At 40.3% G+C, this 20106-nt stretch carries 20 protein-coding genes and 2 pseudogenes; 12 read left to right on the forward strand and 10 right to left on the reverse strand.

The features are described 5' to 3' along the window. Nucleotides 1-163 precede the first annotated feature (163 nt). Nucleotides 164-1027 carry a YitT family protein gene (locus CSV80_RS14335; protein ID WP_099671365.1) on the forward strand — a complete coding sequence of 288 codons (864 nt, stop codon included), beginning with the start codon at nucleotides 164-166 and terminating at the stop codon, nucleotides 1025-1027. A 157-nt stretch (nucleotides 1028-1184) separates the two neighbouring features. Beyond that, entirely contained in the window at nucleotides 1185-1301 is a 117-nt protein-coding gene (gene sda, locus CSV80_RS14340; protein ID WP_099671366.1) for a sporulation histidine kinase inhibitor Sda, read from the forward strand. A gap of 57 nt (nucleotides 1302-1358) precedes the next feature. Here the strand turns inward: sda and CSV80_RS14345 are convergent. After that, nucleotides 1359-2426 (reverse strand): annotated as a pseudogene (locus CSV80_RS14345) (isocitrate/isopropylmalate dehydrogenase family protein). Between the two features lie 836 nt (nucleotides 2427-3262). Between CSV80_RS14345 and CSV80_RS14350 the strand changes: the two are divergent. Both CSV80_RS14350 and CSV80_RS14360 read left to right on the forward strand, forming a co-directional pair. Then, a complete protein-coding gene (locus tag CSV80_RS14350) occupies nucleotides 3263-4585 on the forward strand; it encodes a fibronectin type III domain-containing protein (RefSeq protein WP_099671367.1) in 1323 nt (440 codons plus the stop codon). Nucleotides 4586-5307: 722 nt separating this feature from the next. After that, the gene (locus tag CSV80_RS14360) at nucleotides 5308-5883 is read left to right on the forward strand and encodes a recombinase family protein (protein ID WP_099671369.1); all 576 of its coding nucleotides are present in this window, start codon (nucleotides 5308-5310) and stop codon (nucleotides 5881-5883) included. A gap of 504 nt (nucleotides 5884-6387) precedes the next feature. On the opposite strand, the gene CSV80_RS14370 is transcribed toward CSV80_RS14360, so the two are convergent. The 3 genes from CSV80_RS14370 to CSV80_RS14380 all read right to left on the reverse strand — a co-directional run bounded on the left by CSV80_RS14370 (nucleotide 6388) and on the right by CSV80_RS14380 (nucleotide 7233). Further along, on the reverse strand, nucleotides 6388-6600 hold the full coding sequence (locus CSV80_RS14370) for a hypothetical protein (protein WP_099671371.1): 213 nt from the start codon (nucleotides 6598-6600) through the stop codon (nucleotides 6388-6390). Nucleotides 6601-6714: 114 nt separating this feature from the next. Then, a complete protein-coding gene (locus CSV80_RS14375) occupies nucleotides 6715-6954 on the reverse strand; it encodes a hypothetical protein (RefSeq protein ID WP_099671372.1) in 240 nt (79 codons plus the stop codon). A gap of 87 nt (nucleotides 6955-7041) precedes the next feature. Next, nucleotides 7042-7233: a DUF6440 family protein gene (locus tag CSV80_RS14380; RefSeq protein WP_099671373.1), complete on the reverse strand. Its 192-nt coding sequence runs from the start codon at nucleotides 7231-7233 to the stop codon at nucleotides 7042-7044. A 273-nt stretch (nucleotides 7234-7506) separates the two neighbouring features. On the opposite strand from CSV80_RS14380, the gene CSV80_RS14385 reads away from it, so the two are divergent. Continuing rightward, nucleotides 7507-8406 (forward strand): tyrosine-type recombinase/integrase, encoded by a 900-nt coding sequence (locus CSV80_RS14385; RefSeq protein WP_099671374.1) that lies wholly within the window; start codon nucleotides 7507-7509, stop codon nucleotides 8404-8406. Nucleotides 8407-8706: 300 nt separating this feature from the next. On the opposite strand, the gene tnpC is transcribed toward CSV80_RS14385, so the two are convergent. The 3 genes from tnpC to tnpA are packed head-to-tail and all read right to left on the reverse strand — an operon-like array spanning nucleotide 8707 to nucleotide 10991. Next, nucleotides 8707-10293, reverse strand: a complete 1587-nt coding sequence (tnpC, locus tag CSV80_RS14390; protein WP_099671375.1) for an IS66 family transposase — start codon at nucleotides 10291-10293, stop codon at nucleotides 8707-8709. Nucleotides 10294-10332: 39 nt separating this feature from the next. Further along, on the reverse strand, nucleotides 10333-10689 hold the full coding sequence (gene tnpB / locus CSV80_RS14395; RefSeq protein ID WP_143560496.1) for an IS66 family insertion sequence element accessory protein TnpB: 357 nt from the start codon (nucleotides 10687-10689) through the stop codon (nucleotides 10333-10335). Beyond that, a complete protein-coding gene (gene tnpA / locus CSV80_RS14400; protein ID WP_099671376.1) occupies nucleotides 10686-10991 on the reverse strand; it encodes an IS66 family insertion sequence element accessory protein TnpA in 306 nt (101 codons plus the stop codon). Before tnpA ends, tnpB begins: the two co-directional genes overlap by 4 nt. 147 nt (nucleotides 10992-11138) lie before the next feature. On the opposite strand from tnpA, the gene CSV80_RS14405 reads away from it, so the two are divergent. From CSV80_RS14405 to CSV80_RS14435, 7 genes and pseudogenes are all read left to right on the forward strand, one after another. Beyond that, nucleotides 11139-12416 (forward strand): IS110 family RNA-guided transposase, encoded by a 1278-nt coding sequence (locus CSV80_RS14405; protein WP_099671377.1) that lies wholly within the window; start codon nucleotides 11139-11141, stop codon nucleotides 12414-12416. Nucleotides 12417-13147: 731 nt separating this feature from the next. Next, entirely contained in the window at nucleotides 13148-13468 is a 321-nt protein-coding gene (locus tag CSV80_RS14410; RefSeq protein ID WP_099671378.1) for a hypothetical protein, read from the forward strand. Nucleotides 13469-13494: 26 nt separating this feature from the next. Beyond that, nucleotides 13495-13878 (forward strand): DUF302 domain-containing protein, encoded by a 384-nt coding sequence (locus tag CSV80_RS14415; protein WP_099671379.1) that lies wholly within the window; start codon nucleotides 13495-13497, stop codon nucleotides 13876-13878. 69 nt (nucleotides 13879-13947) lie between these two features. Next, the gene (locus CSV80_RS14420; RefSeq protein WP_099671380.1) at nucleotides 13948-15066 is read left to right on the forward strand and encodes an MBL fold metallo-hydrolase; all 1119 of its coding nucleotides are present in this window, start codon (nucleotides 13948-13950) and stop codon (nucleotides 15064-15066) included. 46 nt (nucleotides 15067-15112) lie between these two features. Next, nucleotides 15113-15286, forward strand: a pseudogene (locus tag CSV80_RS14425) (sulfurtransferase TusA family protein); the annotation flags it as partial. Between the two features lie 72 nt (nucleotides 15287-15358). Beyond that, complete coding sequence (locus CSV80_RS14430) at nucleotides 15359-16135, forward strand: sulfite exporter TauE/SafE family protein (protein ID WP_099671381.1); 777 nt, start codon at nucleotides 15359-15361, stop codon at nucleotides 16133-16135. A gap of 234 nt (nucleotides 16136-16369) precedes the next feature. Continuing rightward, nucleotides 16370-16960, forward strand: a complete 591-nt coding sequence (locus CSV80_RS14435) for an SAM-dependent methyltransferase (RefSeq protein ID WP_099671382.1) — start codon at nucleotides 16370-16372, stop codon at nucleotides 16958-16960. 57 nt (nucleotides 16961-17017) lie between these two features. On the opposite strand, the gene CSV80_RS14440 is transcribed toward CSV80_RS14435, so the two are convergent. The 3 genes from CSV80_RS14440 to CSV80_RS14450 all read right to left on the reverse strand — a co-directional run bounded on the left by CSV80_RS14440 (nucleotide 17018) and on the right by CSV80_RS14450 (nucleotide 20088). Continuing rightward, a complete protein-coding gene (locus tag CSV80_RS14440; protein ID WP_143560497.1) occupies nucleotides 17018-17221 on the reverse strand; it encodes a hypothetical protein in 204 nt (67 codons plus the stop codon). 127 nt (nucleotides 17222-17348) lie between these two features. Next, nucleotides 17349-19769, reverse strand: coding sequence for a DEAD/DEAH box helicase family protein (locus tag CSV80_RS14445; protein ID WP_099671384.1), 2421 nt, complete (start codon nucleotides 19767-19769; stop codon nucleotides 17349-17351). Further along, a complete protein-coding gene (locus tag CSV80_RS14450; RefSeq protein WP_099671385.1) occupies nucleotides 19762-20088 on the reverse strand; it encodes a nucleoside triphosphate pyrophosphohydrolase in 327 nt (108 codons plus the stop codon). The genes CSV80_RS14445 and CSV80_RS14450 overlap by 8 nt, the downstream gene beginning before the upstream one ends. Nucleotides 20089-20106: the final 18 nt, after the last annotated feature.

Below are 20106 nucleotides of genomic sequence, written 5' to 3' on the forward strand. Positions count from 1 at the left end.
ATTATGAAATATTGAAGGGTAAAGAACACTTCTTGTCTCGACGCGAATAAGCGTCTATTGCCTAATGGTCCTCATCTTACAATAGGTGAGGACTATTTCATGTTTACAGCAACTCATCCACTTGAATCATACAATTGCATAATGAAGTCGAAAGGGTGGAGTAATGAAACAAAGATGGATTGACTATGTAGCATTGATTTCCGGCTCTCTAATTTTTGCCATTGGAATTAATTACTTCGCTATTCCTAACATGCTGTCTGAAGGGGGGGTAATTGGCCTATCCATTATCGCGCATTATGTTTTCAACTGGTCAACGGCAGTAGCCAGTCTTGTTTTGAACTTAGTCTTAATATTGGTAGGATATAAGTTTTTAGACAAAAAGACGTTTATCTATACACTGATCACGACAGTTTTCATGTCGCTATTTTTGCAACTGACCGTCAATTGGGGAGTGCAGTTTAGCCATGATACGTTCCTGGCTGCGTTGTTTGCGGGGGTGTTCGTTGGCGGAGGACTTGGAATTATTTTTAGAGTAGGTGGAACCTCCGGAGGAACGACGATATTAGCTAGACTGATGTCTCAATTACTTGGCTGGAGTGTAGGTAAATCCATACTCGTCATTGATATCGCAGTCATCTTACTCTCGGTTTACGTTATAGGAAAAGAAAAGGCTATGTATACATTAGTAGCTGTCTATGTTGGCGCCATTGTGGTTGATAAAATCGTTGATGGAGCAGATGATCGAAAAGCCGTAATGATTATCTCTAATCACCAGGAAGTAATTCGACAGGAGCTACTGACTACGATGGGAAGAGGTGTCACCATCTTAGAGGGGCGTGGCGGCTACACATTGGAAAAGAAAGATATTCTATATTTAATCATCAACCAATCAGAACTCGTTCAGCTCAGACGCATATTACAGCATATAGATGAAGAAGCATATGTCACGATCAACAACGTGCAGGAAATATTCAAAAGAGGATTCAAGCAAGAAATAGCCAAAAAACACTATTCACGCAGTAGGTAGGTGTGGATAGAGTAATTGTGCGGGGACCTGGTACCTGTTCCATGTTACAACTCATTTGCAAAAAAATGTACATCACAAGTTCGCCAAATGGTTTAAATGCTTTATGTAAGGCGTTTGGTAAGCAAACAAAGTTCATAAACAAGAAAGTAGGGGCCTTATGCTAAAATTATCAAACGCAGCGTTGCTCGAGGCCTATGAGCGCGCAAAGAAAATACGTGTAGAGCCAGCATTTATTAAACTACTTGTAGAAGAAATGAAACGTCGTGGTATGTAGATGCCGTGGCGTTTTTTTGTTTAATATAGATCATCAAGAAGAAATTCAACGTTACACTTATTTTGATTCAATTAATTCCACAATCGCATCTCCAACTACAATGGTAGAAGCACTACCATCTAAATCTGGTGTCAATGCAGACTTCGACACCAATAATTCTTCAATCGAATCCAACAACAACTTTTCAAGGTCTTCAAATCCGGAGAAGTCGAACATTTAGCTAGCGGACCAAATCGCAGCTAATGGATTGGCTATATGTTGCCCCGCAATATCAGGAGCAGACCCATGAATCGGCTCAAACATAGAAGGGTAGGTCTTTTCAGGACTAATATTCGCCCCTGCTGCGAGTCCCATTCCACCAGCGAGTGCTGCGCCTAGATCCGTTAAAATATCACCAAATAGATTAGACGTGACAACGACTTCGAATCTTGCAGGATCTTTAATCATCAGCATCGCAGCCGCATCGACCAAATAGCTTGCCGTCTCCACATGTGGAGACTCTTGACTCACTTCTTCAAACACTTGATCCCAGAAGACCATCGAGTAGTTCAATGCATTGGCTTTACTAATACTAGTCAACGTCTTCCCAAAATCTGAAGCCGTCTCAAATGCATAGCGAATAATCCGCTCCGTCCCTTTACGAGAGAACACCCCCGTCTGCAACACCACTTCTTCCGGCTTACCCGTAAACAGCCAATCACCAGCTCCCGCATATTCACCTTCACTATTCTCTCGAATAAACAACATATCAATCGTCTCTTTTGTCCCATTCTCTATCGGACAAGGCGCACCGTTCAATAACTGAATCGGTCGGATATTGACATATTGATCAAATTGCTTCCGAATGATCAACAGTAAATCCCATAACGAAATATGATCAGGCACTCCAGGGAAACCAACCGCGCCTAAATAGATCGCATCAAACGTTGATAGTTGCTCCATCCCGTGACTTGCCATCATCTTGCCATGCTCCAAGTAGTACTCGCAGCCTCATGAGAAGTAAGTGAATTCGAATGCAAGCCGTTCGTTTAGTTCAGCTACGCGTTTCATTACTTTGATACCTTCATCAATCACTTCTGGGCCGGTGCCGTCTCCGGCTATTACGGCTATTTTGTAGGGGTTCATTTGGTCACTCGATTCATATTATAGTGTAGGACAATTATACCTTTTAAGGTATGGTATGGGGTATAATGTGAATAGGCAGTGTGGTTGGACGCGATAGTATTAGCTTATGAAAAAATAACGTGATGAAATAAAATGCTTAGCTAAAGATATGTACTTCACTCAAGTAGGGATACAAAAGCAACATATAAATATTGACACTCAAATTTCTTGATTTGTATGCAATACATGTTTCTATATTATTTTTATCAGTGTTTTCTTAAAAAAGAAATATGAGTATTGACAATAGAGGATGTCGTAACCTTTCAATTTCTGCATCCTTCACTATCTGTGCAATATTATTCCTGAATACTCACAATCACAGGTAGCTCATCCAGTCTAATTGAGCAAAAAGTAAGACGTGTGTTTACAGAAAAGGTGTCGACAAGAAGAACAGTACCAAAAGCTTAAAAGTACCTACATTGATTCACAGGGAATTGATTTGCTAGGATCCTTTATGGACGAATATAAAGCATATGTTATTCCACAGAATTATAATTACAAAATAATTTGCAAGTGCCTCTCTTTTACCGATTTTTTCATCCTATACATAACATAACGCACGTACACGAGCACTTATAGTTGTTTAGATTACAAAAAAATGACAGAAACATTGTTCTGCCGCTTTTAGCGATAGTAGGTTTTAAAATAAAGCCTTATTTTTTGGAAAAAAGATTACTAATTAGGTAAAATAAAACTAAAGTATTATAAATTGGGGTATAAAGGTGGATTATTTTGGATAAAACAAATGTTAAAATTGTCAACGTATTGCAAAATAATAAATTTTAGGAGTTGTAGATTTGAAAAAGTTTTTATTATCAATTGTATTTCTTTTTTTTGTCAGTTTCATTAGTCTAGAACCTGCCAGCGCAGAAGAAATGCTACTAGTTAAATCTAAAGAAACCAGCAATTCAATAGAATTGCACTGGAATCTGCAAGGTAAAACCTACAAAGTTTATAGAGACCAGAACTTAATCTACGAAGGGCCAGAAAGAAAATATTTAGACAAAAGTCTTGAAGAGAACCATATGTATAGTTACCGTATAGGAACTTATGATGAAAATAATAAGTTAATTGAAGTAACTAATTATAAGACCCGAACTAAAACATATGAAGCTACTGCTTATAGTTTATCCCCGCTTGATAAAGGAGACCTAAGCACGAAACTATCCTCTACCGTAGGTAGGGACTTTGTTCAGTTATCATGGGGATACTTAGAAGATAGCGATGGAATTTATGAAATTTACAGAGACGAGAAGTTAATTGGAGAAACAGACAAGTTATTCTTCACTGACCAAGATTTAGAATCAGGAAAAACATATAAATACACTGTCGAATCAAAAAAAGATATACCAAAACAAAACAAAATTGAGATGGAAAATTATATAAAAGAGAATAATTTAGAGGTTTCTAAAGAAGAAAAGGAAGAATTATTTACAGAGTCTCATGTACTTATGCGTTTAGTCGAAACAAATGAAAAAACAAATGAAACTGAATTACAATCAAAAGATCTCCCTTCAATGATGCTCGATAATGAAGAAAAAGTAAAATCGATGGGGGAAGTTTCTCCATTCGCAATTAAATATTCACTGATTTTCCGGTACTCTACTTTTATTCCAGGGGCAACAGCAAAGCCACCACTTGTGACAACGTATTACAAAGGTGACAATAGAGGATTCGATTTTTTCTCCAATAAGTATAGAACACGTTCAGATGTATTTGCTGGATGGTCATCAGGTAATGAATTGAAAATGAGTCCTTATACAGGTGTAACAACGCAAGTTAAAAATGGAGTTACTACTACAAAAAAAGCCTCAACAAATGGTATGAAAATAACCAAAGATCTAGTTTCAAGTAGCAAAATGATGTGGAGAGTTAATCATAATATAGGAGACCCTTTTGCTGCTTATTTCCCAAATATAAACTATTATTATGAGGGTGCTTTATACAACAACTATAGTTTCGAAGTGAGAGGCTCTCATGACAAGGCTCCAAATCATGAATTCTACTTTGCTTTAGCTTACACAGAAGATACGCCTGGAACGATATTCAAGTATACAGGCGGCAGTTTATTTAACTTGATTCCGGGTGCGCCACAAAGATATTTCGAATTTTCAATGTAAGTATAGGAAGAAGGATTTTAATGTTATATGACAAGCCTTTATGCTTTAAGAGGTGCTTGCTATGATACATATATTGAAAAATAAGTTATTAACAAGCATTCTTGTTATACTGAATATTGGATTCATAGTAAGCGTAATGGATTCTAATGCAACACAAGGTATTCACACTAATATACTATTCTCACTCACTAGTAGCATAATATTAGTTATCGTGTTCTCTTTAATTTACATTGCTCCACTAATTATTGTTTTAGGTATTCCAGTTTCAATTTTAATCGATCGATATATAATACGCTTTAAGAAAAAGAATATTATGTCACTTTTTTTACACATGTTTATTGGATGTATAATAGCTGTTATTATTTTAAGTCTGTTGAAATCCGACTTAATTGCTTATAAAAGTTTAGTAAATGAATTCTATTTAATCAAACTGTTGTTTATATGTTTATACCCAGGTTTGAATTTCTGGTTTGTAGATTTAGTTATTACTAAAGGACATAAGAATAAATGAAGTATTATCTTCAATCCCCTTCATCTTTAGAGAGATAATTTGCTTCATTCTAGTACACCATGTCCCACAAAACTACCGTTTAATAAATATTTTAAACATGCCACTCATATCAATGTTTGAGTGGCATGTTTTTTGTTGTTTTTGTCTATTTACTCGTCTATACTAGTTATTATATAAAACGTATGGAGATAGACAAGGAGGAGATGAAATTGTGGCTAGAATTATAGGTTATGCACGAGTAAGTACTGAAGATCAAAATATTGATATGCAAGAGGCTGCCATAACTAAATATGCACAAGATCAAAATTTAGAACTTATTATGTATGTTGAAAAAATATCGAGTCGAAAAGAAAATCGAATAGAATTACGTAGCGCATTAAAAGCTTCTACATCCGGAGACCGATTTGTTGTCTATAAATTAGATCGTCTAGCGCGCAGCACGAAGGAGCTTTATCAACTAACAGAGGAAATGAGTATACGAGGAGTAGAGTTTGTGAGTATTCATGATAGTTTTGATACTACAACGCCTCCTGGAAGAGCAATGTTTGGTATGCTCGCAGTATTTGCAGAGTTTGAACGAGATATTATACAACAACGTACAAAAGCGGGATTAGAAGCTGCTAGAAAAAGAGGGAGGATTGGAGGACGTCCAGCAATTGATCAGGCCACTAAAAGACGTATTGTAAAACTTTTTGATAGCGGAGAAAGGGCTGTTGATATTGCGAAAGAATATAATGTAGGTCGCAGTACAGTCTATAAAATATTAAATGAGCTAAAGACTTTGTAAGTTTCACTGATTTGATATGTTCGAACTATCTGATGGAGTAAGTAAAAAAATTAGGAACAAAGAAGTGCATTCGCTGTTTTTGTCGAATTATTCTCACATAAAGGATGGTGAGTAAATAAAAATAGTGAATGGCAAGACAATCGTTGTTGATGGCAGACCACAAGACTTCATGAAGATCGTTCAAGGAGTCGGGATACTACAAAACAAGAAACTTACATGTATCAATGGTGAAGAGTTTAAGTTTGAAAGATGTTATGACAATGCAGCAGATAGTAAAGTGAGCATTAAGAGCGTCTTTCCTGGGCGTTCTTTTTACTTGATACAGGACCTGTGATTACAGTACTAAGTCGCAATAAAGAGGTGAACTATGAATGTAAATACTGAAAAAATTAGGTGTAAGCACATACAAAAATACTGTTAAGCATATTTTTTATTCCATCTACTAATGCCCGATTACTGAAAAGGAGCAGATTCTTTATCCTAGAATCGCACCCGATTCTGGTATTACTGGTTCATATCGCAATCAAAATAAGTAATACTTAGCGCAGACTTTTCAACTATAGGTAAACCACCCTTGTCGTAACAACCACTAGACATTGCACGATTTTCGCTATAAGTGAAATACATTTGTGAAATCACTAAAAAACCGACTACCACCATCAAAGTTGAAATTGTAATTGCTAATCTTTGCTTTGATGTAAACTGTTTAATCTTCAAAGTTTAATCACTCCTTTTTATCAAGTTATCACAGTGCTTCAAAATGGCCCGATTGCAGTACTGATCTTATTCGTTTAATGCCCCTGTTAGTTTGAATTAAAAATTAGTTCTGTACTAAGAAGGTACCACCCAAATTTTATATCTATAATCATTATCTATTGTCTTTTTTGTAAAGACTCTGAATTCCTTCATCTCAGCAAGTCTAAAAGCCAAGGAATAAGCTATTTTGTAATCCGGTGTATCATAACCATCATATAATCTTGCATACATTTTATTTCCTATTGAATCGGCCCAAACATCTGCTTCATACAAGCTATCAAATATAATATTTTCTCTTTTCCATTGAAGTGTCATCTTTCAACTTCCTATCTGGAAAATTAAAGATCTGGCCCTTTAACTGAAAAGAGAGCAAATCCTTATGCCAGAATCGCACCCGATTCTCTAGCAAGTTTTAGATTTCTGATATTCCAAATCTACTAGAGGTTTCCCTTCAAGATCAACCATAACAGTCAGTCCCAAACCGTACCCCATAGCGTGCGACATATATAGAACGCCTGTCTCGTTATCTCGAATAATTTGAAAGCGTTCAATCTTACCTTGCTTCTCGATGACTTCAAAACGTTTGTAATTCATTATTTCATACTCCTTATTTAATAATCTGGCCCGATTACGGCATACCGGCATTATTACGAACTAACCGAGTTTGTATAACAATTATAACATTTCCATTTCTGAAAAGTACATTTATTATCCGTAAGGTATGAAGTAGTAAAGGTATTGTCACTCACTGGTATTATCTATTTTACTTCACTGCCTCTTATGTATTGCCTCATAATTATTTTCAAAATCAATTTGTCAAAAATGTTGGACAAGATTGATTTTTAATAGAAGTGGGGAGGAAAAGGGATGTCAGATTTTAAATTATCAAAGCACCAAGATACATTTGAGACCCAAAAACGTCACTACGACAGAAAAGTTGTTATTGAAAATAAGATGGGGGAGATCCCAAGACAATATGAGGGGGATATTCGTAGGTTTAAAGAATATTGCACCAATACTAGCCAACTAATTGGAACAGAGGCGCTGCTCGATTATTTATATATCTCATTGACCAAACAAAGAATTAAAAAAACGACGTGGGAACGTAGACTGTCAGCTATTAGAAAATACTTAAGTGTGATTCATAGTATAGAATTTAAAGGAGAGGCTAGAGTTGCATACGAGCTTTCAGCGATGCGGAAAATGTATCGTGAAGATGAATATGCCCATTTAATTCAGGTTAAAGGTAAAGCAGCCATAGATAAGAGAGAATTGACGGATACTCTTAATAAGCTACCGATAAGAGCAAAATCAATTTGTTTAGTTAATCTTGTAACCGCTAACCGACCTAATGAAATGGTTCGACTGAAAATATCAGATTTTGATTTGAAAAACAAATCTGTTCATGTTTATTTGAAGAAACAAAAAAGATGGCATACTAAACGGCTCACACCAGAAGTTATTATCGCAATTGAAGATTATATACGTGAATACAATCTTAAAGCAGACGATTACTTTGTAGGAAGAGTATATAAGAATGAACGCTATGAAAGCACAGTTATTAGTGAAATAGGTTATTGTAAAGCTCTGAAGCGGTGGACTGGGGGACTTACCGGATACAATTTCAGAAAAAGCCAGGTGGTAGCGATGCACGCAGCAGGTGCAGATTTACCAACTATCGCGCAACAAACAGGACATAAATCACTGGAAACTTTAGTTCAGCATTACCTAACGGTATCCGAGACAACTTTGGACAAATATTTATAGGCATATAAGAGATATAAACTTGGATATTATAAAACTGTTGAATTCCGAAACTTTAAAGCAGTCGTTGTAAGTATATAAAAAACCTCTTTTGCCATTCTCGGTAAAGGAGGTTTTAAGAGTTTCTTCTATTATAATCTGCTTGATGTTTCTTCTTCGATTGTTTTTACCAATTTATAAAAGCTAGTCTTTTTAACTCCAGATTCCCTCATAGCTTCGTAAGCGTCAAAAAATGAACACGTTGTTTCACTTAAAAGAAAATGCCCCAAAAGAATCGACCATAAAGATTCTTCGGGGCATTTTCTATTTCTTTGACTGGATATAACAATTCTTTGGCAAGGTCTTCGACCAAGGCATTAAGTCTTCAAACTCCGAGATTTTTTCAAGATTGCGTTGAGGAAGTTCTTCGAAAAGGAACTGCAAGTAGAAGAAGGGATTCACGCCATTCTCTTTTGCGGTCTCTACGAGACTATAGGCGATTGCACTTGAAGTAGCACCTCTAGTGAAAACTGCGAAAAGCCAGTTTTTTCTACCGATTACGAAAGGCTTTATTGATCGCTCTGCTCGGTTATTGTCGATCTCGATACGACCATCTTTCATAAATGTCCTCAATTTAGGCCATTGTTTTAGCGTATAGGAGATGGCAGTTCCAGTTGCAGTCTTCGGAACGACAACTTCCTTTTGTTCTTTTAGCCATACCAAAAAATCATCCAGCACAGGCTGACTGTCATTTTTCCTTATTTCAAGTCGTTCTTCAGGCGTTTTATCTTTCATCTTGCGTTCAATTGCGAACAATCGGTTGCAGAAATTGAGCCCCTTTTTAGCGACCGTCGTTCGACCTGCACCAGCAGGCGCACCTTTTAATGCCTTGAGTGCCTCATCAAATTTACGGCGCGCATGGGCCCAACAGCCAGCGAGCTCCACGTTTTGAATAGACTCGTAGGCTGCATAGCCATCCACATGGAGATAACCTTGATAGCCATTTAAAAACTTTTGCGGATTATCTTTGGCACGACTTGCTTGGTAATCAAAGAGCACGATGGGCGTCTTAGAGTCTCTACCTGTCCGATAAAGCCACATATAGGATTTTGATTCCGCTTTTTTTCCCGGTTCGTCGAGAACTTGTAGGACAGTTTCGTCCGCATGCAGCACCTCTTCTTCACGAAGGCGACGATAGAGTTCATCATAGAACGGCTTGAGCCATCGCGTCGTACTCGAAAGCATCCAGTTGGATAGTGTCTGTCGATTCAAAGGAATGCCCATCCGTTCGAGTTGTTTCTCTTGTCGATAAAGAGGAAGCCCATCAGCAAACTTCTGCGTCATCACGTGTGCAATGGCAGATGGGGACGCTAATCCCTTCGGGATCACTGGGTTCGGCATCTCAGCCTTCTTTACAGGAGTTTTGATCGCATGTTCTTCACAATGACGGCAACTGTAGATATGCTGCACATGTTCGACAACTGTTACTTGCGCCGGGATGATCTTCAGTTCTTTACGTATCTGTGTGCTCATCTCGTGCATGGAATGATCGCATTCTAAACAGACCTTCTCCGAATCAGAGAGGTCATAGTGAATCGTCTCGACCGGCAGGTCTTTCAACTTATCTGCACGTCCGATTTTCTTCTTGCGTGTATAGTTGATCGTCTCAAGCGCAGGCTCTGCAAGAAGGATCGCTGAAGAAACTTCTGCCTCATTAAACAACGGTAATTCAAACTGGTCCTTGTTCGTCTTCTCACTAGAAGTTCCGAAGCGTTTCTGTTGGAGTAGAGTGAACTGTTGCTTGTACCATTCCATCTGAGCCTCAAGCTTTTTCTTCTCTTGCTCGAGTTGTTCGTTCTTCTTCTCGAGCTCTTCAATTGTAAGTTGGGTTTTCTTGTCTGGTTTTCTCATAGGAATAATAATAGCACAAAATTATTCTAAGAAGTAGACTCAAATCACTTTTTTCGCAGAGACTGAAGGGTGCGCGTCACGTTGGTTCAAAGGTAACCCATCCAGGAGCCAGTTCAACTGTCGGCTGGAAATGGAAAGTGGTTGAACAGACTCAAGGTCCGGCCAGTCGAACAGCCCTTTCTCCAGTCTTCGGTAATAGAGCCAGAATCCATTGTGATCCCAGAATAGAATCTTGAGTTTGTCTCTCTTTCGATTACAGAAGACAAAAAGTGCTTTGGAGAAAGGATCAAGTTGGAACAGCTCTTGGACAATGACAGCTAGTCCGTCAATCGACTTCCGAAGATCTGTCGGACCAGCAGCCAGATAGACGCGCCCAACGGCGCGACCATTCATCATATCTGACGTAGCGTCCGGATCACTTGAAGTAAAAGAGTTTCATCATAGCCACTCGTCACCTCGATATCCACATGATTTACTTTCAAAGAAATCGAGCTCTCTATCGATTCTTCCACTACGCAAGAGACCCAACTGGTCTCTTGAAGTGCGGTATGATTAACTGGTGACTGCTTCCTTAGCCAATACTTCATATTATGGATGGCAACCTCTGCGGTTTCACACCATTCAGAAAGTGCTAGTCCACTGTTTTGATATTCATCGATTTTTGCAGACCAGTATGCTTCTTTTTCTTTTCTTTTCAAATAAATACCTCCCAAAATATGTTCTATGGGAGCATTCCTGTTAGAAGCTTTTTCGGGGACTTGAACACAAAGAGCCCTCTTGGTATGATGCGGGGTGTCAAATCTGCACGAATTGACCCCTAATTTACATACCAAGGAGGACTCACAATGAATTTTACGCAAAACGCTAAAATTAATCAAGTTACAGATCAAACGCTAGTCATCGGAATGGATATTGCCAAACAAACACATTATGCCTGCATGGTGGATGAGCGTGGTCTGATCCTGAAGAAATCGTTTCCTGTACATCAATCAAGCCAGGGATTCGAATACTTCTATGTGTGTATTCTAGACGCTAAGAAACAATTCGGTAAAAGCGATGTCATCATTGGCATTGAGCCTACCGGCCATTATTGGCTCAACCTGGCTTACTTTCTCGACGATCGGGGCATCCCCCTCGTCGTATGCAATCCCATGCATGTAAAGAAATCCAAGGAGCTGGATGACAATCTTCAAACGAAAAACGACGCAAAAGATGCCCTTGTCATCGCTCGTTTAGTGAAAGATGGTCGATACAGCTATCCACGGATATTAAGAGAGACAGAGGCTGAACTGCGTGTCGGTTCGACACTGAAAGGCAACCTTACTGAAGAATTGAACGCGATTAAAAACAAGATGATCCGCTGGACTGATTGGTATTTCCCAGAGTTCCAGGCAGTATTTCCATCGTTTGGGAAAATGGAGCTTGCCGTTTTGGAATGTACCCCATTCCCGAATGAGATAGCGAATCAGGAAGCGTCAGAACTACTGGCAACCTACCGAACAGTAGAGGGGATGAAATCTCCCCAGCTGCCAAAGACGAAAAAGCTCATTGTAAGTGCGCGTACTTCTATAGGTGTAACAGAAGGACAACAGATGGCCCGTATTGAAATTGCCACACTTGTCCAGCGTTATCGCCAACTTGAGAAGGAGCTTGCATCACTTCAAGAACAGCTGACAGAGTTTATTCAGACGACAGTTAAGTACGAGTATCTCCAAACAGTCCCAGGGCTTGGAGACGCAACCATTATTGATTTACTATCAGAAATCGGCAGTTTTGCCCATTACAATCATCCACGCCAATTATTGAAACTCGCGGGATTGACACTAAGGGAGAATTCTTCCGGACAACACAAGGGACAGAAACGAATTTCTAAAAGAGGAAGAAGCCAGCTGCGTGCACTGCTCTTCCGTGTCATGATGCCAATGGTGCGGCATAACAAGGCATTTAAACAACTGCACGAGTATTACACAACCAGACAAGTGAATCCATTACGCAAGAAACAGTCCATTGTGGTTCTCTGCGGAAAACTACTGAAGGTACTACACGCAATCTGTACGAAGCACATGGTGTTTGACGCTGAGCAAATGATGAAAGACATTCCCACGCTCTATAGAGCTGCTTAAGCATGACATTCTGAGTGAATACCTAGAAAATCGGATGACACGGAGAAGCCGGCATTATATTCACCATTCGACCAATGAGTCCCCATGGGAGCTTCGCCAGCCTCCGCCTTATGACTAGACCGAACGAAGGAATGTAGGCGCTTTTGACGCCAAGAGACATGGGAGGGTACGTCATCATAAGCTATGCGGAGATCCAGAGTGCATCGTATATAGCATCATCATCGCAACCAATATTATCCAGCGGTGACCGCGTAGCACACCCATGGACGTTTGAAAATTCAAATATCTAATTATTATTGTTTATCATCGTGTCAAAAATATTTTTTTGGCACCCTTACAACGGCTCAAACCGTTGATACATCAACATTTATAGAGGGAGGAGTATCTCACGTATCTGCTTCTATTAATATGTGTTCGCTATTTGACGCTTACATTTCGATGAGTAGATCTCTATGTTGCATGAGTACTACTTTCTCCAATTCACTCAGTTTATCCGCAAACTTTAAGAGAATCGGATATGTTTTGAATTTCTGTTGGATGGCTTTGGTGTCTTCATTTGCTTTTAAGTCGAAAAGGGTATGAATACATTTGAAGCAATAGAACCAATATATATTTCAATCGAAGTATAGCAAGTACTATTGCTTAGCCATACAGAAAGGAAATATCTTCTTTGCTTTTAAAACAGTCAATGTATCTGAAGGAGAAACAGAAGGCACTAAATTTGATGGTACATGAAAAAATTGCTACCTAATAAACTGCATCCTAAGTATAGTAATGAAACGCCATCTGAAATATATCTTTTTGAAAAATTATTCTATGATGTAAGTGGGATCGATACTAGTAAGGAAAACGTTGAATTGGTTATTGTATTCGGAGAAACCCTACAAAGTACTATTCAAAGACCAATCGTTAACAGTCAAACTTATTCACCAGATTTGGCTTATGTTATTAAAAGAAAATACAAACCCGTTAGGCTACACATAATAGTAAAGGCTTATCTCCAGATGAAATGTTTTAATGGGCATAATACGGGAAGTTTAAGAAAAGAATGAGTACATAAAAGAGAGGAGCAATACAAATGTTTGATTACACAGTGGAAACAAGCAAGAGCAAGGACGAAGCGGTGAAGGATTTGGAAGCGAATCTGAAGGACGACAAATTTGGAGTGCTCTGGAATTTCGATTTGACTGCGAAGCTGCAGGAAAAAGGCACTGATTTCAATACACCGTATACGATCCTTGAAGTCTGCAACCCGCAGGAAGCCAACCGCATATTGTCCGAAAACCTGCTCGTCGGGTATTTCCTTCCATGCAAAATTGTTGTCTTTGAAGAGGAGGGTATAACGAAAATAGGCATGCCGAAACCGAGTGCGCTGATAGAAATGGTTAATAACGATTCCCTGATGGAAATTGCGGCGGATATTGAAAAAAGATTGGTTGGCTGTATTGATAAGACAGTTTAAGCCAAATTTTTTTATCATAAAGTATACCTGGGGCGGTAAATAAGAGTTTATGGTAAGGAGGAATTATTCATGGAAATTAAATCAGTATCACCAAAGAAAGTAGCGAATCAGGTATTTCAGAAAGAACCGGTTTACGTACTGGATGTCCGCGGCAAAGATGAAGCGGCTGACTGGCAGATTGAAGGGGATCAAGTCAAATACGTCAACATCCCTTTCAGGGAGCTGAGTGATCCCGATTTAACGAGCTTGGAGGATTTGCCGAAAGACCAGAATGTGTATACAGTCTGTGCAAGAGGGAACACTTCCCAAAAAGCGGCTTCCTATTTGCAGGAACAGGGCTTTGACAATGTCTACTCGATTGAAGGCGGCATGGCAGCCTGGAGTGAACAGCTGGAAACAGTCAAAATTGGCGAAGTGTCTGGAGGCGCTCTTTACCAATTCGTGCGACTTGGCAAAGGATGTCTATCCTATTTGGTCGAATCCGATGGGGAAGCGGCAATTATTGACGCCAGCCGGATGACAGAAACCTACGAAGAGTTTGCGCGGGAAAAAGGTCTGAAGATAACACATGTCATGGATACGCATTTGCATGCGGATCATATTTCAGGCGGTAAAAAACTGGCGGACTCAGTGGATGCTACCTATTACTTGCCGCCGGATGACGCGGAAGAAGTTGTTTTTAAATTTGAACCAATCATTGATGGAATGAAACTTCAAGTCGGCAGCGCAGAGATCGAAGCTGTATACTCACCTGGGCATACAATCGGCAGCACCACATTCGTAGTTGACGATCAGTACTTGCTAACAGGTGATATTCTGTTTGTAGAATCTATCGGCCGCCCGGATCTTGCCGGTAAAGCGAGCGACTGGGCAGAAGATCTGTACGAAACCCTCTATAGCCGCTACAAAAAATTGGCTGATGATCTGCTTGTGCTTCCGGCTCATTACTCGGACGTCAGTGAGATCAATGAAGAAGGCAGTGTTTCAGCAAAACTGTCTGTTCTTTACCAGAACAATGAAGGCCTGCAGATAAAAGATGAAGAAAAGTTCATCAAGCGGGTTACGGAAGGTCTGAAAGATCAGCCGAATGCTTATGAAGAAATCCGACAGACAAATATGGGCAAGATTAATCCGCCGCTTGAAGAAGCGAAGGAAATGGAGACGGGACCGAATAACTGCGCAGTATAGAGGAATGTAAATGATTTAGAAAGATGAGTCATCTGATGCAAAAGGACTTGCATTCCCAATGGCCATCGTAAAAATAAGAAAAGAATTGAGAGATATGGAATCCGGACAAGTCCTGAAAATCCTCGCTACCAACAATGGGGCGAACTCGACTGCCTGGGCGAAATCAGAAGGCCACGAATTGCTGGAAACTGAAGAGGAGGGCGAGGTCCTTAGATTCTGAATCAAGAAAGGCTAAAGGCTTTAAAGGATATCGCTGTGTTACTCTTTAAAGCTTTTGAAGAGGTGACAAAAGATGAGTTTTGACTTTATTATCGTCATTTTCCTGATCGGTTTTATTGGTTCGTTTATCTCCGGCATGGTCGGTATTGGGGGGGCTATCATCAAATACCCCATGTTACTGTTTATTCCACCGATGTTGGGAGTTGCAGAATTCACTCCACATGAAGTGGCCGGCATCAGCGCGGTTGAAATCTTTTTTGCGACTATTGCAGGTGTTTGGGCATATCGCAAGAGTGGTTTATTAAACAAAACAATTATTGTTTATATGGGCGGAGCTGTTTTGATCGGAAGTTTCCTCGGTGGCTTCGGTTCCACGTTCTTATCAGAAATAGCAGTCAATATCGTCTATGCTCTCTTAGCGACACTAGCGGTAATTTTGATGTTTATTCCAAATAAGGGCTTGGATGATGTTCAGCTCAATCATGTGCAGTTTAATAGATGGCTGGCAGCAGGCCTGGCTTTAATCGCTGGACTTGCTGCGGGAGTTGTAGGAGCAGGCGGAGCGTTTATTCTCGTACCGATCATGCTGGTTGTTTTGAAAATCCCTACCCGCATGACAATTGCGTCCTCATTGGCTATTACCTTTATTTCCTCTATCGGTTCGGCAGGGGGAAAAATCCTGGCTGATCAGGTCTTATATGGTCCTGCGGCTGTGATGGTTATAAGCAGTCTCCTAGCTGCTCCACTTGGTGCAAAATTGGGACAGAAAATGAACACTAAATATCTCCAATGGATTCTGGCGTTGCTGATTTTGGGAACGGCCATTAAAATTTGGAGTGATATTTTATAGAATTTCACACAAACCAATGAAAAGGAGACAGCCGACTGTCTCCTTTTCATTATCTTAAGACGAACAGAAAAAAGAAATTCAAATTAAGAGTAGCCTATTTAGACAGGGTATTAACAATATAGACCTTAAAATTGCTCGTCTACCCTCTTATAACAGAAAGACAGAAGCACATGAATATCCAATGCTTCGCAGTAAAACTTTTAAAGAACACTTAAAAACCAAGGAGGCAGTACAATGGTTAACTGGAATGAACGCTTTAAAGATGAGAAATATATCTATGGAACCGAACCGAATGTATTTTTAAAGGATATGCACGTGAATTTATCCGGGGAAGTCTTGACTATTGCGGAAGGGGAAGGTAGAAACGCCGTCTTCCTGGCTAGACAGGGGCTGAACGTCACGGCATGGGACAATGCCGAATCCGGATTGGATAAGGTGAAAAAGCTGGCAGCGAAACAAGGCGTCGATGTGAACATACAGCTGGTCGATCTGGCAGAAGCTCAGTGGCAGCCAAATCAATGGAATGGAATTGTGAATATTTTTGGCCACTTCCCAGGAGAAGTCCGTATGAAAACCCTTCATGGAGTCAAAGATTCCGTAAGGCCTGGAGGGTATTTTATAGCAGAAGTCTATTCACAATACCAAATTCCTTATCAAAGCGGCGGCCCCAAAGAGCTGGATTTTCTCTACCGGCCGGAAGACTTTCTGGAAGCATTCAATGATTGGCGAATCGTTCACTTTTTTATGGGAGAGGTCACACGCAATGAAGGCGACCTCCATAAAGGACTCTCCCATGTTATCCAGTTCATTGGACAGAAACCATAAATCTCAAGTGATAATCTATCCAATAAAAAAGGCGGACGATAAATTAACATAGCGATTTCAGAAAAATCGGCCGCCTTTTAACTGGTCTGAAGGGTAGAATTTTTCATAAATTTTACTGGCTTTCTTTTTAAATTCCTCTATACGAATATAACTCGCTTCTTTTAACATCTCTTTTCTATCAGCAAATAAAATACGGATCGGAACTATAAAGACAGAGAAAAAACCGGTGATTTTGGAAATATCCTTTATCACTTCCTCCATCTGAGGGAGGAAATTGTGGCAGACGCTTCAACTGGTTGTTAGGACATAGAGAAACTGCAATCCAAGGTCTTCACTATAAGATATTACTTCTTCAATTGAAACAGGTTTTTTAGTTCTTATTCAGCTTTCATTGATTAAAACTCTTACTCCCATAATACCAATGCAACCGATACTCACAAATCTCCCGTACCCAGCCAAACAAAATATCCTCATGCCACTCCTCAATCTCTATCTGCGTACCAAACGCACCATCCTCAAACACAAACAAACCTTTCGAAGATCCACTCCACTTCGTCATCGGCATATTAGCAATCAACCTAGCCACTTTACCTTCATCATATTCCCGAAGTGACCGACCTTGTCTATCTGATAGATCCGCATCACGACGATATGGTTTCTCCATTAAAAACGCATGGAAGAAGGGGGCAACTTCATTCGGTGTTACAGGTTGGTACCAATCCGATGCACCTCTTGTCAGCATGTACTTCAGTAGAATCATCTTATAGCTTTTATTCATTAAGGTTTTATTGATTTCAATGAGTAGGTCTCTATGTTGCGTGAGTACTTCTTTCTCCAATTCACTCAGTTCACCTGCATACTCCAAAAGAATCGGATACGTTTTCAATTTCTGCTGAATAGCCCTCGCATCTTCATTTGCTTTCAAATGATATTCAAGATATGTCGGGCGGTGTCCTAGTTCTGCTTTTAAGTCGAAATAGGCGGTAATCAGCCGCTGCTGAATTGGTTCGTTTTGTTTCATCGCTTTGAGTAGGTCAATGATTGCTGTTTCGAAATGGAACTCGAAATAGCCTGATTCGGTAAAGATTTCGCTACTAATCTTGGTAGGTAATTCTTTGTTCTCGTTAAATACTTCAAACTTCTTCCGCGCATTGCGATAGTTTCCGATGAGGTCGATGATTACGCAATGAGATTTGCCGGTAGCTATACGCAAGCCTCGACCGATTTGCTGCGTGAATACCGTTAAGGATTCGGTAGGGCGTGCGAATAGGAGAGTGTCTACACTCGGGATATCGACGCCTTCGTTGAATAGATCGACGGTGAAGATGATGTCGAGTTGGCCTGTTTCCAGCAAGTTGCGTGCGGTGGTGCGTGTTTGTCGGTCCGTACTGCCATGTAAGGCAAGTGAGCGGTAGCCGGCTTTTGTGAAATAGTCGCTTAAGTAGATAGCTTGTTTAATGGAAGAACAGAATCCAATCGTGCGAGTCTTTTTATGTTCGTTCCATGCAGTAAGTACCGCTTCTGCATAACTGTCTCGTACTTGCAGGCGTAGTAGCTCTTCTTCATCGTAGCGATTATTGCGCCACTTCAGTTGGCTGTAATCCGTTTCGTCGAGTACTCCGTAGTAGACGAAAGGGGAGAGCCAGTTTTGCCGGATAGCGTCTAGGAAGTGAATCGAGATCGCTTCGTTGCCGTCGCATAGACTGTAGACGTCTTTGTTGTCGAGTCGGTCGGGTGTTGCGGTTAGACCGAGCAGAAATTCGGGTGTGAAGTAGTCCAGTACTCGTTCGTATGTTGTGGCGGCTGCATGATGGAATTCGTCCACGACAATCAGATCGAACGCAGTCTTTGAGAATTGGTGCAAGTGGTATTGTCTCGCGAGTGTTTGAATTGATGCGAAAACGAATTCCGTGTCTGCTTGCTTTTGCTGGCCGTTGTAAATTCCGCTTGTACGATTCGGAAAGACCTGTGCGAATGAAGCCTGCGCTTGTGTGAGTAGTTCTTCACGGTGAGCGATAAAGAGTACGCGTTTGTATGATTCTGCAAAGAAAGCGGCTAGATACGTTTTCCCGAGTCCTGTTGCGAGAACTACAAGGGCTTTTTCGTAGCCGGCTTCAACCGTTTGATGTAGCGCAGTAAGAGCCAGTTCTTGTGCAGGTCGTGGATCTAAGACAGATGATTGATAAGGTGCTGTAGGATCGACGGTACTACTTTCTTCTTGTTCAGTGGCACCGAATGTCATTTCGATTTCGGTTTTAGGTTCCCATACTGAACTAAATGGTAGTTTGCGATTCGTCTCTTCGTATCGTGTTCTATACAACTCAATTTGTTCACTGTTGATTGGTACCGTGTTTACAGATAAGAACATCTTCATGAATTCATTCGCAGACGTTTCAAAAATTTCTTCGTCTACTGTTGATGGTGCGTAGAGATTCCATTCGATTCCTTTCGTCAAAGCGGAACGCGATAAGTTAGACGAACCTATAATGACGGTGGAGCTGTTTTGTGATTTGAATAGATACGCTTTTGGATGAAAGGATGTACCTCCACTTTCGATCATGCGAAGTTCGGCAGCAGGTAATCCTTCATGTAATAATTGCAGGGCGTCGGGTTGTGTAATCGATAAATAATCACCCGTCAGTATTTTGATATCAGCGCCACGCATAGAGGCGTCACGTAAGGCGGGGAGTACTTCGTTTACTCCAGATTTCATCATGAACGCTGTCATCCAGTAGATCGTATCCGCTTCCGCAGTTAGTCGTTTTAAGTCACCTAGCAAGTTTTTCGTCAGTAGGCGCAGCTTAGTCATCCGCCACTTCCACCAAATAAATTCTTTCATTAAATCCGCCACGTGCTGTAGCTTTCTTGGCGCGTACAGCTTCTAGTTCCTCTACTGTTACACCATGATAAGCAGCTGCCGCATGAATGAGTTCCAGTAAGTCGGATAGTTCTTCGACAGCATCTTCCGAGTTAGTTGCTTCTTCGTACTCTGCCAGTTCCTCGTGCATCTTCTTATTGATTTCAGCTATGTATTGTGAATCATTCAATGTATGCGTTACGCACGTTTTTCCGTCTGCTTCGATGATCTTTGGGATGAGATCGCGTACGAGTTTGTTATAGATAGGCATATGTTGTCTCTCCTTCAA

Source organism: Sporosarcina sp. P12(2017) (assembly GCF_002743035.1).
Classification (GTDB): domain Bacteria; phylum Bacillota; class Bacilli; order Bacillales_A; family Planococcaceae; genus Sporosarcina; species Sporosarcina ureae.